The 15,076-nt window shown below is 58.8% G+C and carries 15 protein-coding genes and 1 tRNA gene; 7 read left to right on the top strand and 9 right to left on the bottom strand.

The features are described 5' to 3' along the window. The first annotated feature begins 190 nt into the window (after positions 1-190). The gene (gene cfa, locus REA38_RS11220; RefSeq protein WP_033638372.1) at positions 191-1,342 is read left to right on the top strand and encodes a cyclopropane fatty acyl phospholipid synthase; all 1,152 of its coding nucleotides are present in this window, start codon (positions 191-193) and stop codon (positions 1,340-1,342) included. A 73-nt stretch (positions 1,343-1,415) separates the two neighbouring features. Here cfa and REA38_RS11215 read toward each other — a convergent pair whose 3' ends face one another. Continuing rightward, positions 1,416-1,709, bottom strand: a complete 294-nt coding sequence (locus REA38_RS11215; protein ID WP_308885867.1) for an I78 family peptidase inhibitor — start codon at positions 1,707-1,709, stop codon at positions 1,416-1,418. A gap of 54 nt (positions 1,710-1,763) precedes the next feature. Further along, positions 1,764-2,414 (bottom strand): riboflavin synthase, encoded by a 651-nt coding sequence (locus REA38_RS11210; RefSeq protein ID WP_033638371.1) that lies wholly within the window; start codon positions 2,412-2,414, stop codon positions 1,764-1,766. Between the two features lie 238 nt (positions 2,415-2,652). Between REA38_RS11210 and REA38_RS11205 the strand changes: the two genes are divergently transcribed. The 5 genes from REA38_RS11205 to REA38_RS11185 all read left to right on the top strand — a co-directional run bounded on the left by REA38_RS11205 (position 2,653) and on the right by REA38_RS11185 (position 7,056). Continuing rightward, positions 2,653-4,029, top strand: coding sequence for an MATE family efflux transporter (locus REA38_RS11205; RefSeq protein ID WP_308885866.1), 1,377 nt, complete (start codon positions 2,653-2,655; stop codon positions 4,027-4,029). Positions 4,030-4,211: 182 nt separating this feature from the next. Further along, positions 4,212-4,288 (top strand) — tRNA-Val (locus tag REA38_RS11200). Positions 4,289-4,399: 111 nt separating this feature from the next. Further along, positions 4,400-4,705, top strand: coding sequence for a cupin (locus REA38_RS11195; protein ID WP_049196154.1), 306 nt, complete (start codon positions 4,400-4,402; stop codon positions 4,703-4,705). Positions 4,706-5,098: 393 nt separating this feature from the next. Further along, positions 5,099-6,511, top strand: a complete 1,413-nt coding sequence (pykF, locus tag REA38_RS11190; RefSeq protein ID WP_033638367.1) for a pyruvate kinase PykF — start codon at positions 5,099-5,101, stop codon at positions 6,509-6,511. A gap of 308 nt (positions 6,512-6,819) precedes the next feature. Then, complete coding sequence (locus tag REA38_RS11185; protein WP_004931354.1) at positions 6,820-7,056, top strand: major outer membrane lipoprotein; 237 nt, start codon at positions 6,820-6,822, stop codon at positions 7,054-7,056. 140 nt (positions 7,057-7,196) lie between these two features. Here the strand turns inward: REA38_RS11185 and REA38_RS11180 are convergent, their stop codons facing one another. The 7 genes from REA38_RS11180 to sufA all read right to left on the bottom strand — a co-directional run bounded on the left by REA38_RS11180 (position 7,197) and on the right by sufA (position 14,117). Beyond that, positions 7,197-8,210 carry a L,D-transpeptidase family protein gene (locus tag REA38_RS11180; protein WP_308885865.1) on the bottom strand — a complete coding sequence of 338 codons (1,014 nt, stop codon included), beginning with the start codon at positions 8,208-8,210 and terminating at the stop codon, positions 7,197-7,199. A 297-nt stretch (positions 8,211-8,507) separates the two neighbouring features. Further along, positions 8,508-8,924, bottom strand: a complete 417-nt coding sequence (gene sufE, locus REA38_RS11175) for a cysteine desulfuration protein SufE (RefSeq protein WP_033646295.1) — start codon at positions 8,922-8,924, stop codon at positions 8,508-8,510. 36 nt (positions 8,925-8,960) lie between these two features. Next, positions 8,961-10,187 (bottom strand): cysteine desulfurase SufS, encoded by a 1,227-nt coding sequence (gene sufS / locus REA38_RS11170; RefSeq protein ID WP_060426223.1) that lies wholly within the window; start codon positions 10,185-10,187, stop codon positions 8,961-8,963. Next, positions 10,184-11,470 carry a Fe-S cluster assembly protein SufD gene (gene sufD / locus REA38_RS11165; protein ID WP_308333242.1) on the bottom strand — a complete coding sequence of 429 codons (1,287 nt, stop codon included), beginning with the start codon at positions 11,468-11,470 and terminating at the stop codon, positions 10,184-10,186. Before sufD ends, sufS begins: the two co-directional genes overlap by 4 nt. Next, positions 11,445-12,191: a Fe-S cluster assembly ATPase SufC gene (sufC, locus tag REA38_RS11160; RefSeq protein WP_016927936.1), complete on the bottom strand. Its 747-nt coding sequence runs from the start codon at positions 12,189-12,191 to the stop codon at positions 11,445-11,447. Before sufC ends, sufD begins: the two co-directional genes overlap by 26 nt. A gap of 43 nt (positions 12,192-12,234) precedes the next feature. Next, entirely contained in the window at positions 12,235-13,731 is a 1,497-nt protein-coding gene (gene sufB, locus REA38_RS11155) for a Fe-S cluster assembly protein SufB (protein WP_033638360.1), read from the bottom strand. Positions 13,732-13,745: 14 nt separating this feature from the next. Then, the gene (gene sufA / locus REA38_RS11150; protein WP_308885864.1) at positions 13,746-14,117 is read right to left on the bottom strand and encodes a Fe-S cluster assembly scaffold SufA; all 372 of its coding nucleotides are present in this window, start codon (positions 14,115-14,117) and stop codon (positions 13,746-13,748) included. Between the two features lie 527 nt (positions 14,118-14,644). Between sufA and REA38_RS11145 the strand changes: the two genes are divergently transcribed. Beyond that, positions 14,645-15,049 carry a hypothetical protein gene (locus REA38_RS11145; RefSeq protein WP_004931369.1) on the top strand — a complete coding sequence of 135 codons (405 nt, stop codon included), beginning with the start codon at positions 14,645-14,647 and terminating at the stop codon, positions 15,047-15,049. The last annotated feature ends 27 nt before the right edge of the window (positions 15,050-15,076 follow it).

The raw sequence follows: 15,076 nt of genomic DNA, 5'->3' as shown, positions 1-15,076 counted from the left end.
CACACTCTTTTTTTAAGGATGCGTTTATCCCGCGCCGTTCGCGCCGGGTCGCTTCTTTAAATTTCCTCTGTTCATAGTCGGATATCAGACGCCGCGGGCCTATTTTCCGCCGGTAAACGTATGCACCCGCAGAAATTGTCTAAGCTGTTTCCTAACGGGTCATCAGTCAGAAGAAGGTGATGGAGAAGCTATGAGTTCATCGTGTATAGAAGATCTGAGCATCCAGGACAATCAGTGGTACCGTATCGCGCACGAAATGCTCGGCCTGGCCGGCATTGAAATCAACGGTTCGCGCCCCTTCGATATTCAGGTTAAAAACCCCGATTTCTTTAAACGCGTCTTGCAGCAAGGGTCGCTGGGCCTGGGCGAAAGCTATATGGACGGCTGGTGGGAATGCGAGCGGCTGGATATGTTCTTCCAGCGCGTGGTCAGCGCCGGGCTGGAGAAGAAACTCCCCCACCACCTGAAAGATACCCTGCGTATCGCCGCCGCGCGCCTGACCAATCTGCAATCGAAAAAGCGCGCCTGGATCGTCGGCAAAGAACATTACGATCTCGGCAACGATCTGTTTACCCTGATGCTCGATCCTTACATGCAATATTCCTGCGGCTACTGGAAAGACGCCACCACGCTGGAGGAGGCACAGGAAGCCAAGCTGCGGATGATCTGCGAGAAACTGCAGCTGCAACCGGGCATGCGCTTGCTGGACATCGGCTGCGGCTGGGGCGGCCTCTCCGCCTATGCGGCGAAAAATTACGGCGTATCGGTGGTCGGCGTGACCATCTCCGCAGAACAACAGAAGCTGGCTCAGGCGCGCTGCGCCGGGCTGGATGTGCAGATCCTGCTGCAGGATTACCGCGATCTGCATCAGCAGTTCGATCGCATCGTCTCGGTCGGCATGTTCGAGCACGTCGGGCCGAAAAACTACCGCACCTATTTCAATGTGGTAGAACGCAATCTGGCACCGCACGGTCTGTTCCTGCTGCACACCATCGGCTCCAACAAAACCGACATGAACGTCGATCCGTGGATCAACAAGTACATTTTCCCGAACGGCTGCCTGCCTTCAGTGAGCCATATCGCCGAAGCCAGCGAGGGCCATTTCGTGATGGAAGACTGGCACAACATCGGCGCCGACTACGATCGCACGCTGATGGCCTGGTTCGAGCGCTTCAAACAAGCGTGGCCGCAGCTTGCCCCGCGCTATTCCGAACGCTTCGAGCGGATGTTCAGCTATTACCTGAACGCCTGCGCCGGCGCGTTCCGGGCGCGCGATCTGCAGCTGTGGCAGGTGGTGTTCAGCCCGAAAGGCGTTGAAGGCGGCATCCGCGTCGCCCGCTAAGCGCTTGCCCGACAAAAAAGGCCCCGGCAGCAATATCGCCGGGGCCTTTTTTTGCTCGTTCGACGCGTACGGCTTAGCCGCAGTAGACGCGGATGATTTTATCGTCGCTGTCGCCAAGGAAGTTCAGGCGGCGCAGGTTGAAATCCATGGTGACGGCAGAGTTGTACGGAATGGCGCGCACCTTGGCGTCGATCCGCACGCCTTCCAGCGAGGTCATCGGTTTGCCGACGAAGTTTTGATACTGCGAAGCGCCGCAGGTATCATCCGCATCGGCCATTTGCGCGCCCGCGCCCTGCTCAGGCGAACTGCTGCAGGCGCTCAGCGCCAGCAACGCGGTTAACATCAACGTTTTCCCATAAAACTTCACGCGTTTCTCCTCTCTGCTTATGATTCGATTCCGGCGGCAACGCCCGAATCGCTGTCAGTCTTTGTGCGCCGGCGCCATCGCCGCCGCCAGCGCCGCTTCCCGATTGGCCAGCACGCGCTCGACGGTGTCCACCACCGCCTGCGTTTGCGGATCGATCTCGATGTTCACCTTGTCACCCAGGCGTTTCTTACCCAGCGTGGTGCGATCCAGTGTTTCCGGGATCAGGTGCACGCAGAAACGGTTATTCACCACTTCGCCGATGGTCAGGCTAATGCCGTCGATGCCGATGAAGCCTTTGTGCAGCACATATTTCATCAATTCGGCATTCGGCATGCGCAGCCATACCTGCCGGTTATTTTCCGAGGTATAAATCTTGGCCACTTCCGCCGTGCAGATAATATGGCCGGACATCAAATGGCCGCCAATTTCGTCATTGAACTTCGCCGCGCGCTCGATATTGACGATGTCGCCCAGCGCCAGATCGCCGAGGTTGGTCAGGCGCAGCGTTTCCTTAATCAAATCGAAGCTGACGCGGTTGCCTTCCACCGCGGTGACGGTCAGGCAGCAGCCGTTATGGGCCACCGACGCGCCCAGCTCCAGCCCCGGCAGCAGCTCGGCAGGCATTTCGATCACGTGGGTGCGGAAATTGGGTTTCTCATCAATGGCGACCAGCGGCGCGGTGCCTTGTACGATACCGGTGAACATATGTGCCTCTTTTACTAAATAGGTTAAAACGCTATCGGCAGTTTGCCCCAGTTGGCGCTGAAAACCAAATCCGCGACGGCAAAAAACGAATGGCTGCGCATTTAATAACTATTTATCTGCGGCGTTTGCTTAACGACGCCGAGCAGGTACAATCTTTTTGACAAAATTCCGCTATTTTAATTGTTGTCCTCTCGCGGCAGCCCTCCCTCCCACATATATAAATAGAAAAGGTGTATGCGTGCAGAAGTACTTAATTGAAGCGCGTAGTTTATTGGCTCTCGCTATCCCGGTCATCATCGCGCAAATATCGCAAACCGCCATGGGCGTGGTGGATACCATCATGGCCGGCGCTTACAGCGCCACCGACATGGCGGCGGTTGCGGTCGGCACTTCAATCTGGCTGCCGGCCATCCTGTTCGGCCACGGCCTGCTGCTGGCGCTGACCCCGGTTATCGCCCAGCTCAACGGCGCCGGGCGTCGCGATCGCATCGCTCACCAGGTGCGCCAGGGTTTTTGGCTGGCTTCCGGCGTGTCCGTGCTGCTGATCGTCGTGCTGTATAACTGCAAGTTCGTCATCGACATGATGCACAACATCGATCCGCAGCTGGCGGATAAAGCCGTCGGTTATCTGCACGCCATCATGTGGGGGGCGCCGGGTTACCTGTTCTTCCAGGTGATGCGCAACCAGTGCGAGGGGCTGTCCAAAACCAAGCCCGGCATGGTGATCGGCTTCCTCGGCCTGCTGGTGAATATCCCGATCAACTACATCTTCATCTACGGCAAATTCGGCATGCCGGAGCTGGGCGGCGTCGGCTGCGGCGTCGCCACCGGCAGCGTCTACTGGATCATGTTCCTGATGATGCGCGGCTACGTGAAGCGCGCGCCGTCGCAGCGTGACATCAAACGCCAAACCGGCGATCTCGGCGGCCCAGACTGGGCGGCGCTGAAGCGCCTGATCGGCATCGGCATGCCGGTAGCGCTGGCGCTGTTCTTCGAAGTCACGCTGTTCGCCGTGGTGGCGCTGCTGGTGTCGCCACTGGGGATCGTCGCGGTCGCCGGCCACCAGATCGCGCTTAACTTCAGCGCGCTGATGTTCGTACTGCCGCTGTCGCTGGGCGTCGGCGCCACCATCCGCGTCGGTTATCGTCTGGGGGAAGGCTCGGTCGAAGGCGCGCGCGTCGCTGCTTACTCCGCCATCGGCGTCGGCATCACCATGGCCGTCTGCACCGCGCTGTTTACCGCCGCCTTCCGCGAACCGATCGCCCTACTGTACAACGACAGCCCGGCGGTGGTGGCGATGGCCTCGCAGCTGATGCTGCTGGCGGCGCTGTACCAGATATCGGATTCTGTCCAGGTGATCGGCAGCGGCGTGCTGCGTGGTTATAAAGATACCCGCGCGATCTTCTTCATCACCTTCATTGCTTATTGGGTGTTGGGCCTGCCGAGCGGCTATCTGCTGGCGTTAACCGACGCGGTGGTGTCGGCGATGGGGCCGAGCGGTTTCTGGATCGGCTTTATCATCGGCCTGACCTTCGCCGCCATCATGATGGCGCTGCGCATGCGCTGGCTGCAGAAACAGCCGACCACCGTCATCCTGCAGCGATCCACGCGCTGAATCCGCAGCCCGGCCGGTTTCATCCCCGGCCGGGCTGCGGTTTGCGGAAAAAAACGCCGGACTGCGCACAACCTCAGCAATCGCGTGAAATACCAAATAAAATTGCGCTTTTCCCCTTGCCAGCACGCGGGTAGCTCGTTAATATTCGTCCCCGCTGTCAGCCATGACAGACAGGAAAAGATGCGTCCGTAGCTCAGTTGGTTAGAGCACCACCTTGACATGGTGGGGGTCGGTGGTTCGAGTCCACTCGGACGCACCATATTGCTGATTCACCTCCCCCTGTCGCGTTATACTTCCCGTTATTTCGTCTCTGCCCGACCGCCTGCTCGTTATGTCGATCGCGCCGTGCTACCGTCATCAGGAACGCCACATGACCACTTTTACCGCCAAAACCGCCTTTTTACCGCTCGACAATGGCCTTGCCCGCCGTGAAGGCGTGATGAGCGACGGTTCGCCGGCGGCGGAAGTGCGTTTCGAGGCCGGCGCCTTCGGCCAGTTGCAAAAGCCCCCGCACGCGCTGCAAACCCGAGTGATATCCGGTGAATTCGAGTTCACTCTCGGCGGCGATACGCGAGTGGTGCGGGCCGGCGAGAGCCTGATATTGCCGGCCAACGTCGCCAGCGGCTGCTTCTGCCTGAGCGCCGGCGTGCTGCTGGAAATCCCCCTAACGCGGTAAGCCATATTTACAGAAAGGTTATTTGCGCAACAAGCGGCCCACAACGCGTTGCATTTGCGCCACATTTGGCCCCGTTTTGCTATATCCGCCGCACCGCCGCGGTTTTTTATTTTGTTTCCCGCCGCTTAGCCTTTATAATGCGCAACGTCTATCAGTTGAATGGTTTCAGCCCTTGATCTGCGAAAACGCAATAACAACACGATGTGATCTTACCCCGTTGCGCAGCATCCCCGCGCCCCCGCGCGGGCTGAATTTTTCCGCCCCACTTCAACTGTCGTCACCTATCCTTAACTATGTTTTTCACCACCAGGCACGGCCCAAATTCCCTACCGGCGTAAACCGCGCCGGTCAAATTCGTTTTTTTATCCATCACAACTTGTAGAAAACTCCGCCATGAAAAAGACCAAAATTGTTTGTACCATCGGTCCAAAAACCGAATCGGAAGAAATGCTGACCAACCTGCTCAATGCGGGCATGAACGTGATGCGTCTCAACTTCTCTCACGGCGACTATGAAGAGCACGGCAACCGCATCAAGAACATGCGCGCCGTGATGGCGAAAACCGGCATCAACGCCGGCATCCTGCTGGATACCAAAGGCCCGGAAATTCGCACCATGAAACTGGAAGGCGGCAAAGACGCCTCGCTGGTCGCCGGCCAAACCTTCACTTTCACCACTGACCAGAGCGTGATCGGCAACAGCGAACGCGTGGCGGTCACCTACGCCGGCTTCGCTGCCGACCTGAAAATCGGCAATACCGTGCTGGTTGACGACGGCCTGATCGGCATGGAAGTCACCAACGTGACCGAGAACGAAGTCGTTTGTAAAGTGCTGAACAACGGCGACCTGGGCGAGAACAAGGGCGTCAACCTGCCGGGCGTATCCATCCAGCTGCCTGCGCTGGCCGAAAAAGACAAACGCGACCTGATCTTCGGCTGCGAGCAAGGCGTCGACTTCGTGGCGGCGTCCTTCATCCGTAAACGCTCAGACGTGCTGGAGATCCGCGAACACCTGAAAGCCCACGGCGGCGAGCAAATCCAGATCATCTCCAAGATCGAAAACCAGGAAGGCCTGAACAACTTCGACGAGATCCTCGAAGCGTCCGACGGCATCATGGTTGCCCGTGGCGACTTGGGCGTGGAGATCCCGGTCGAAGAAGTGATCTTCGCCCAGAAGATGATGATCGAGAAATGCAACCGCGCGCGTAAAGTGGTGATCACCGCCACCCAGATGCTCGACTCCATGATCAAGAACCCGCGCCCTACCCGCGCGGAAGCCGGCGACGTTGCCAACGCCATCCTGGACGGCACCGATGCCGTCATGCTGTCCGGCGAGAGCGCCAAGGGCAAATACCCGCTGGAAGCGGTCAACATCATGGCGACCATCTGCGAGCGTACCGATCGCGTGATGCCAAGCCGCATCGACGCCCTGAACGATCGCCGCAAGCTGCGCATCACCGAAGCGGTGTGCCGCGGTGCGGTTGAAACCGCCGAGAAACTGGACGCGCCGCTGATCGTGGTCGCCACCAGCGGCGGCAAGTCAGCGAAATCCGTGCGTAAATACTTCCCGAACGCGGTGATCCTGGCGCTGACCACCAATGAAACCACCGCGCACCAGCTGGTGCTGAGCAAGGGTGTCATCCCGCAGATGGTCAAGGAAATCGCCTCTACCGACGACTTCTACCGCATCGGTAAAGAAGCCGCCCTGGCCAGCGGCCTGGCACAGAAAGGCGACGTCGTGGTGATGGTTTCCGGCGCGCTGGTGCCGAGCGGCACCACCAACACTGCCTCGGTACACGTGCTGTAATATAAAACGTGACATAATTGCCTTGATCAAAACGCCGCTTTGCGGCGTTTTTTTTATCGGCAGTAAACTATTTTTCTCAAAACGCAACCGCGATCCGCTCATTATTTAGCTAATAAAGAATCGGAGTAGTCCCATGGAAGCCGGCTGTTTTCCCTCGTTTTTTTAACTAATTTGTAAAACCAGATGCAAGTTTGAGCGAACGATCAAAATAAAGCACCTCAACACTAAAAAATTATTCTCTTTCGAAAAAAGTTTGTGTAATACTTGTAACGCTACATGGAGATTAACTCAATCTAGAGGGTGTTATAATGAATCGTACTAAACTGGTACTGGGCGCGGTAATCCTGGGTTCCACTCTGCTGGCTGGCTGCTCTAGCAACGCTAAAATCGATCAACTGTCTTCTGACGTTCAGACTCTGAACGCTAAAGTTGATCAGCTGAGCAACGACGTGAACGCAATGCGTTCTGACGTTCAAGCTGCTAAAGACGACGCAGCACGCGCTAACCAGCGTCTGGACAACCAAGCTCACGCTTACAAAAAGTAAGATAGCTTTGGTTATTGAAAACGGCGCACATTGTGCGCCGTTTTTTTTTGCCTGTCCCTTGGACTGGTTTTTCCTGCACCGCAGGCAAAAAAAGAGGCTCAGCACGCTGAACCCCTCTTCGACCACACAATCCTGCAAACTTAGTTCACGGAACTGATTGGCGCTGCCTTGAATGGGCTCTTATTCGCCTCAGGCGTCGCTGCAGGCGTCAAACTCACCGCCGACGGGCTCTCCCCTACGTTGACCAGCACCGGCATGCCAGAACGGCGTACAACCGCGCTATCGAACACGGCGCGATCGGTCTGAGCATCCGCAGCGAAGGCTTTCTCCGCTTTTGACAACGCAATCGGCATGGTCTGCGGATCGTCGCTTTCTACCCGCGACAGCGGCTGATGCACTTCCACATAGCGTTTGCCGTCCGGCTCAACCGAAATCTTCACCGGATCGTTGATCACCTGCACCCGCGTACCGCGCGGCACCTGATTGAACAGCGCTTCGATATCCGTCGGACGCAGACGAATGCAGCCGGAGCTGACGCGCATGCCGATACCGAAGTTGGCGTTGGTGCCGTGGATCAGGTATTCACCGCGCCCCATCGCCAGACGCAGGGCGAACAACCCCATCGGGTTCTCAGGGCCGGCCGGCACCACCGCTGGCAGCGTCACGCCCTGGGACTGATAGCGTTTGCGGATATTGGCGGTTGGCGTCCAGGTCGGGTTAGGGATCTTCTGGCTGACGGAGGTCACCTCCAGCGGCGTGTGCATCCCGGTCTGGCCGATACCGATCGGATAGACGATCACTTTGTTCTCGCCTTTCGGGTAGTAGTAAAGACGCAGCTCGGCCAGGTTGACGATGATCCCTTCACGCTTGGTGTCAGGCAGCAGCATTTGGGTCGGAATGGTCAGCACCGTACCCGGCTTGGGCAGGAACGGGTCAGTGCCGGAGTTGGCTTCCAGCATGCCCAGCAGGCCGATCTTGTAGTCGGCGGCGATCGCCTCCAGCGGACGGCCGTCGTTTGGCACGGTATAAGTGGTGTTTTCACCGATCAGACGGCTGTCCGGCGGCGGCAGCGGGTACTCGGTCGCACTGGCGGCCTGAGTGCCGGCCAATACGGTGGCGAAGACCATGCCCATTAAACTCAACGCACGTTTCATTATCATCCCTATATTTTTTTATGACGGTTCGCCCCCAAGGCTAACGAGCGCCTGGCGGTGGGTAAATCAGACAATACCTGATTAATACTAGCAACGCTGGTATCAAAGGCAATAAGTCCTCTAAAAATCAACACGTTATAACGTAATCGCCGCCGCTGATTGTCAACGAAACGTCAATAGGTAAGCTGCTGAAATATCACTGAATTGGGAGCATTGCCCAGGGGAAAACTGCGGATTGTAAAGACTCATTGACAAAGCGAAGGTATCAATGAGCCTTGAGGATACGGGCGTTATGGGTCAGGCCAGCTGCGCCGCTTTGCTGCGAATGGCGCGGATCATCGCCTCCAACCCCTGTGAACGCGAAGGCGTCAGATGTTGGCTGAGCGCCAACTCGCTGAAAAACGGCCGCACATCGAGATCGACGATCTGCTGTGGCGTCAATTGACGATAAAGAATAAACACCACCGCCAGCAGCCCTTTGACGATCGCCGCGTCGCTGTCGCCGTGAAACTCGACCTGCCCCTGCTCATCACGGCGCATCACGATCCATACCTGGCTCTGACAGCCGGAGATCAGGTTGCCGGCCTGCCGCTCGGCCTCGTCCAGCGGCGGCAATTTGGCGCCGAGTTCAATCACGTACAGGTATTTCTCCTCCCAGTTCAAACAGCGGGAGAAATTACGCACCAATTTATCTTTGTCCGGCAAATTCGCCATGGGGATCCTTTTGTACCGCCGGGGATGCGCCCCGGCCTAGCCTAATAGCTGATGAATGCGTTGCAGCCCGGCCACCAGCCGGTCCACCTCTTCGCGGGTATTATATAACGCCAGCGAAGCGCGGCACATGCTCGGCACCTGATAAAACGCCATCAGCGGCATTGCGCAGTGATGGCCGGTGCGAATGGCGATGCCGTACTGGTCGAGGAAGCTGCCGACATCATAGGCATGGTGCTCCCCCAGGTTGAAGGCGATCACCCCGGCGCGATGGGCCGGACCATAAACTTTCAGCGTCGGCACCTGCCTGAGCGCCTCCAGCGCGTAGTGCATCAGCGACTGTTCATAATCGTGGATCGCATTCAGGCCCAGGGCTTCAACGTAATCGAACGCCGCCCCCAGCCCCATGATGCCGGCGGTGTTCGGCGAACCGGCTTCAAAGCGCCACGGCGGATCGGCGAAGGTGGTGCCCGCCGTCAGGCTGACCTGGCGGATCATCGAGCCGCCCCCTTCCCACGGCGGCATCTGCTGTAACAACGCCTGGCGGCCGTACAGCATGCCGATGCCGGAAGGGCCGTACAGCTTATGGCCGGAAAATACGTAAAAATCGCAGTCCAGCGCCTGAACATCGACGCGCTGGTGCATCACCGCCTGCGCGCCGTCCACCAGCACCGTCAGCTCCGGCGCCAGGGCTCTGGCGCGGGCGATGATGTCGCGCACCGGGTTGACGGTGCCCAGCACGTTGGAGACCTCGGTCAGCGCCAGCAGTTTGCAGGACGAGTCGACCAGCTCCGGCAGCAGCGCCAGATCCAGCGTACCGTCCGGCTGCAGCGGCCACACCCGCAGCTGCAGCCCGCGCTCCTGCGCCAGCATCTGCCACGGCACGATATTGGCGTGGTGCTCCATCTCGGTGATGAGAATCGCATCGCCCGGCTGCAGCAGGTGGCGGCCAAAGCTGTTGGCCACCAAATTGATGCCTTCGGTGGTGCCCTTGACGAACACCATCTCTTCCGCCGAGGCGGCGTTGATAAAGCGCGCCGCCTGTTCCCGCACCGCTTCCATCTGCTGGGTCGCCTCGGCGCTCAGGGTGTGGATGCCGCGATGCACCGCCGCATAACCGTGGCGGTAGAACTCCAGCTCGCGGTCGATCACCACCTGCGGTTTCTGCGCGCTGGCGGCGCTGTCGAGATAGGCCAGCGGTTGGCCATTCACCTCACGCGCCAGCAGCGGGAAATCGCCGCGCACGCGTTCAATCGGATAACTCATTCAGCCTCCCCCGGCAGGCGCTGGGCGATACGCGCCAGCACCCGTTCCCGGATGGTGTCATTGGCGATGCCTTCGGTGAGCTCGGCGGCGAAGGCGAAAATGATCATCTGCTGCGCCGCGTGTTTGTCGATGCCGCGCGACTGCAGATAGAACAGCTGCTCTTCATCGATGCGCCCCACGGTGGCGCCGTGGCTGCATTTGACGTCGTCGGCGTAGATCTCCAGCTGCGGCTTGGTATCCACCTCCGCCACCTTGCCCAACAGCAGGTTATGGTTAGTCATCTGGCCGTCGGTTTTAATCGCGTGCTTGGCCACTTTGATCATGCCGTTGAACACCGCCTTGCCGCGATCGCTGACCACGGTTTTATGCAGCTGGCGGCTTTCGCAATAGCCCTTGTTGTGCTCCAGATAGGTGCGGGTATCGCAGATCTCTTTGCCTACCGGCAGCACCAGGCTGTTGATCACCAGATTTGCGCCTTCGCCGTTCAGCTGCGCGCTGGTGTTGTGGCGCGTCAGGCCGGCGCCCAGCAGGAAGCTGTCGCTTTTCACCCGCGCGTCGCGACCGATGACCAGATCGTTGTGGGCAAAGTGATAGCTCGGCTGGCTCTCAAACGCCAGCTTGCAGTGCAACAGCCCGGCGTTGTCCGCCACGTTGGCGGTCAGGCGCGCGCCGGTGAAGTGCGCGGCCTCGCCCAGGCTGACGTAGTGTTCAATCACTTCCGCCTCGGCCCCGCGCCCGATCTCCAGATGGTGACGATGATGCACGGTGTTCACTTCCCCGGTGGCGCCGCGTCCGCTGCTGATGTGCAGCAGGTACAGCGGGCGGGCTGGGACCTTGCCGGCCGGCAAGCGAATCAGGCTGGTTTCCTGCGCCAGGCTTTCGGTCAGGTGCAGGAAAATTTCCGGCTGGATCGGCTCCGGCAGCGCCTGCGGCGTGCCGTAGGCGGTCAATTCAAACTGGTAGTCGCCCAAATCGCCATCGCTCAGCGCGGCGCTGTAGCGGCCGTCGATAAACACCAGCCGACAGGCATCGATGCCGAGCGCCAGCGCCTCCAGCTGCTCAGCGCTCACCGGCGCGGGCTGCGGTTCGAGGAACTGCTGCTCCAGCAGGCTCTCCAGCGGCGTGTATTTCCAGTTTTCATGCTTGCGCGTTGGCCAGCCGAGGCGCAGCGCCTGCTGCCAGTGCGCCAGCGCATGCGGCGAACGCTCGCCGCCGCGGCCTTCGAACAGGCGATACAGCTGCTGCAGCGCGTTTGAATTACTGTTGGTCGGTAAGCCAGCCATAGCCCTGCTCCTCCAACTGTTTCACCAGCGAGAAATCGCCGGATTTGACGATGCGCCCCTGGGACAGCACGTGTACGTAATCCGGCTGGATGTAGTCCAGAATGCGCTGATAGTGGGTGACGATGATAAACGCGCGCTTGCCGTCCCGCAGCGAGTTGACGCCGTTGGCGACGATCTTCAGCGCGTCGATGTCCAGGCCCGAGTCGGTTTCATCGAGAATGCACAGATCCGGCTCCAGCGCCGCCATCTGCAGAATGTCGTTGCGCTTTTTCTCGCCGCCGGAGAAGCCGACGTTGACCGAACGGGTCAGCAGATCGGCCGGCATATCCAGCAGCGCGATTTTCTCTTCGATGAAATCGGCGAAGTCAAAGCGATCCAGCGGCTCCTGCTCGCGGTATTTGCGCACCGCGTTGACCGACGTCTGCAGGAAGAAGTGGTTGCTGACACCGGGGATCTCCACCGGGTACTGGAAGGCCAGGAACACGCCTTCGCCGGCGCGATCTTCCGGATCCAGCTCCAGCAGATCCTTGCCTTTGAAAGTGACTTCCCCTTCGGTCACTTCGTACTCTTCACGCCCGGCCAGCGTGGCGGACAGCGTGCTCTTGCCCGAGCCGTTCGGCCCCATGATGGCGTGCACTTCGCCCGGTTTGATCTCCAGATCCAATCCCTTGAGGATCTCGTTGCCTTCCACGCTGACTTTCAAATTCTTGATGCTTAACATGCTGTGTCCTCAGATAGCGCCGGCGGCGCTAAAAATGCGGCGATTAACCCACGCTGTGTTCCAGGCTGATGGCCAGAAGTTTCTGCGCCTCGACGGCGAACTCCAGCGGCAGCTCGGAGAAAACGTCCTTGCAGAAGCCGTTGACGATCATCGAAATGGCGTCATCCTCGCTGATGCCGCGCTGCAGACAGTAGAACAGCTGGTCGTCGCCGATCTTCGAGGTGGTGGCTTCGTGCTCCAGCTGAGCGCTGTTGTTGCGCGCTTCAACGTAAGGGAACGTGTGGGCACCGCTGTCCGGCCCGATCAGCATCGAGTCGCACTGGGTAAAGTTACGGGCGTTTTCCGCCCCCGGCAGGATTTTCACCAGGCCGCGATAGGTGTTCTCGCTGTGGCCAGCGGAGATGCCTTTGGCGATGATGGTCGACTTGGTGTTTTTGCCGATGTGGATCATCTTGGTGCCGGTATCGGCCTGCTGATGGCCGCTGGTCAGCGCCACCGAGAAGAATTCGCCGATCGAATTGTCGCCCTGCAAAATCACGCTCGGGTATTTCCAGGTGATGGCCGAGCCGGTTTCCGACTGGGTCCAGGACATTTTCGAGCCGGCGCCTTCGCACAGCGCGCGCTTGGTGACGAAGTTGAGGATACCGCCCTTGCTCTCGCCGCCGGAGAACCAGTTCTGCACCGTCGAGTATTTCACTTCGGCGTCTTTATGCAGGATCACCTCCACCACCGCCGCGTGCAGCTGATAGCTGTCGCGCACCGGGGCGGAACAGCCCTCGATATAGCTGACGTAGCTACCTTCGTCGGCGATCAGGATGGTGCGCTCGAACTGGCCGGTTTTGGCGGCGTTGATGCGGAAGTAGGTCGACAGTTCCATCGGGCAGCGTACGCCCTTCGGCACATAAACGAAGGTGCCGTCGGAAGCCACCGCGGCGTTCAGCGCGGCGAAGAAGTTATCGTTGGACGGCACCACGCGCCCCAGGTACTGACGCACCAGATCCGGGTATTCCTGGATCGCTTCGCCGAACGAGCAGAAAATCACCCCGCTCTCCGCCAGTTTTTCACGGTAAGTGGTAGCGACAGAGACCGAGTCGAAGATGGCGTCCACCGCCACCTCGCTGCCCTCGCGCACCGGCACGCCGAGCTGGTTGAACGCCAGCTCCACTTCGCTGGTCAGGTAATCTTTTTCCGTCGCCGCGCCCGGTTGCTGCTCGGCGCCGGGTTGCGAACCGCAGGCGTCGTCGCAGCTGCCGCAGGACGGCGCCGAATAGTAACTGTAGTCCTGGTAGTTCAGGCGATCGTAATTGGCCTTCAACCAGTGCGGCTCTTCCATCTGCAGCCAGGCGCGGTAGGCCTCGAGGCGGAATTCCAGCATCCACTCGGGTTCGTTGCGCTTGGCCGAGATGGCGCGCACCACCTCTTCGTTGATGCCTTTGGCCAACTCATCGGTTGCCAGCTGGGTGAAGAAACCTTCTTTGTAGCGACCTTCGCTGACCCAAGCCTGCACTTCATTAGGCATTTCTACATTGCTTCGTGTCATGTTGATTGCATCGCTCAAACGCCAAAGCTCTCGCCGCACCCGCAGGCATGCTGAGCTTTAGGGTTGTTAAATTTGAATATCTGATTCAGCCCTTCGCGGACGTAATCTACCGTGGTGCCATCGATGAACGGCATGGCCTTCAGCGGCACATAGAGTTTGGCGCCGTCGCGCTCAAACAGCAGATCGTCATCGGCGGGTTCGCGGGTCAGATCCAGCACATAGGCAAAGCCGGCGCAGCCGGATTGTTTCACCCCTAGCTGCAGCCCTTTCACCTGCGGATCCTGCTGCATCAGTTTGGTTATTTGTTGTACGGCGCTGTCGCTGAGCGAAATGCCTTGCCAGACATTTTCATCCAGAGAAAAAGTGCCGACATTTTCCGTTTGCATAGGGTCTACCTCACACTCGTGTTTGGCCACAGCCAATCTGGGTTGCTTATATGTTAGTGATAACGATTATCACTTCAACCGTTTGTTTTGCGGGGGTATCCGCCGCGAGCGCGGTTTTTCGCTGCGGCGCGCGGCAAGCCAACGGGACACCCGTGGCGGCTTGCGGCGTCTGGCGGCAAGGCGTGCATGCTATCCCTATGAATTTGTTCTCTATCCTGCATCACCGTACCGCACTCCCCGGTGGCCCGTCAGCGTTACAGCGCCGCGGGGCGTTGCCGATCTAAACATTCATAGAAAATACCTATTTCTGCATTCTGTCTGTCGTAAATGTGCGTTTATCGGCATTTCGTGGCGCGGCTCAAGCGCGCACCCTCAGGTTAAAGTTTAGTCGCTCAGGATTAAATTGGGTCGTCGGCGGCCTTTTACACCCCCGCGCGATGAAAAAACGCCGCGCCGGGGATTGATCGGCAACGCGGCAGTTTATATGATAATGATTATCATTCAATTGTAATTTGAGCGCGAAGCCAATGACTCTTTCGATCAACGCATGGTTGCTGGGCAAGATTGATGACTACAAATTCAGCGTGCGCGACGCCACGGTGGACTTTTACATGGCCGAAGCGGCGCTGCGGCGCCCGGAATGCAATATCGACCACCTGAAGCGGTATAACAGCGTCAGCCTCACCATGGCCAATCTGTGTCTGGAGAACGGCGACGACGACAGCTACCTGCATGCGCTCAGCAAGCTGCACAACCGGCTGATCGTCGAGATCAACAACCCACAGCGCTGCCAGCTTTTTCGGGTGCAAAGCTACCACTTCGCTCGCCACACGCTGACGCTGATTTGCCAAAAATATGCAATGGAAGGCACCTGGGAGAAGGCAAACGCGTTTCAGAAGGACTTCGTCAAACGCGTGCCGTTTCAGCTGTAAGGCGCAAGGCTCCGCAGGCCGATCGCC

This window comes from Serratia sp. MF1(2023) (assembly GCF_030954545.1).
GTDB classification, from domain to species: Bacteria; Pseudomonadota; Gammaproteobacteria; order Enterobacterales; family Enterobacteriaceae; genus Serratia; species Serratia sarumanii.
Note: the sequence above shows the minus strand (reverse complement) of the source record. Positions and strands in the feature narration are given on the sequence as shown.

Coding starts and splice junctions, on each gene's coding strand:
- cfa (WP_033638372.1), top strand. CDS start 191: ATGAGTTCATCGTGTATAGAAGATCTGAGCATCCAGGACAATCAGTGG.
- REA38_RS11210 (WP_033638371.1), bottom strand. CDS start 2,414: ATGTTCACCGGTATCGTACAAGGCACCGCGCCGCTGGTCGCCATTGAT.
- REA38_RS11195 (WP_049196154.1), top strand. CDS start 4,400: ATGACCACTTTTACCGCCAAAACCGCCTTTTTACCGCTCGACAATGGC.
- pykF (WP_033638367.1), top strand. CDS start 5,099: ATGAAAAAGACCAAAATTGTTTGTACCATCGGTCCAAAAACCGAATCG.
- REA38_RS11185 (WP_004931354.1), top strand. CDS start 6,820: ATGAATCGTACTAAACTGGTACTGGGCGCGGTAATCCTGGGTTCCACT.
- REA38_RS11180 (WP_308885865.1), bottom strand. CDS start 8,210: ATGAAACGTGCGTTGAGTTTAATGGGCATGGTCTTCGCCACCGTATTG.
- sufE (WP_033646295.1), bottom strand. CDS start 8,924: ATGGCGAATTTGCCGGACAAAGATAAATTGGTGCGTAATTTCTCCCGC.
- sufS (WP_060426223.1), bottom strand. CDS start 10,187: ATGAGTTATCCGATTGAACGCGTGCGCGGCGATTTCCCGCTGCTGGCG.
- sufD (WP_308333242.1), bottom strand. CDS start 11,470: ATGGCTGGCTTACCGACCAACAGTAATTCAAACGCGCTGCAGCAGCTG.
- sufC (WP_016927936.1), bottom strand. CDS start 12,191: ATGTTAAGCATCAAGAATTTGAAAGTCAGCGTGGAAGGCAACGAGATC.
- sufB (WP_033638360.1), bottom strand. CDS start 13,731: ATGACACGAAGCAATGTAGAAATGCCTAATGAAGTGCAGGCTTGGGTC.
- sufA (WP_308885864.1), bottom strand. CDS start 14,117: ATGCAAACGGAAAATGTCGGCACTTTTTCTCTGGATGAAAATGTCTGG.
- REA38_RS11145 (WP_004931369.1), top strand. CDS start 14,645: ATGACTCTTTCGATCAACGCATGGTTGCTGGGCAAGATTGATGACTAC.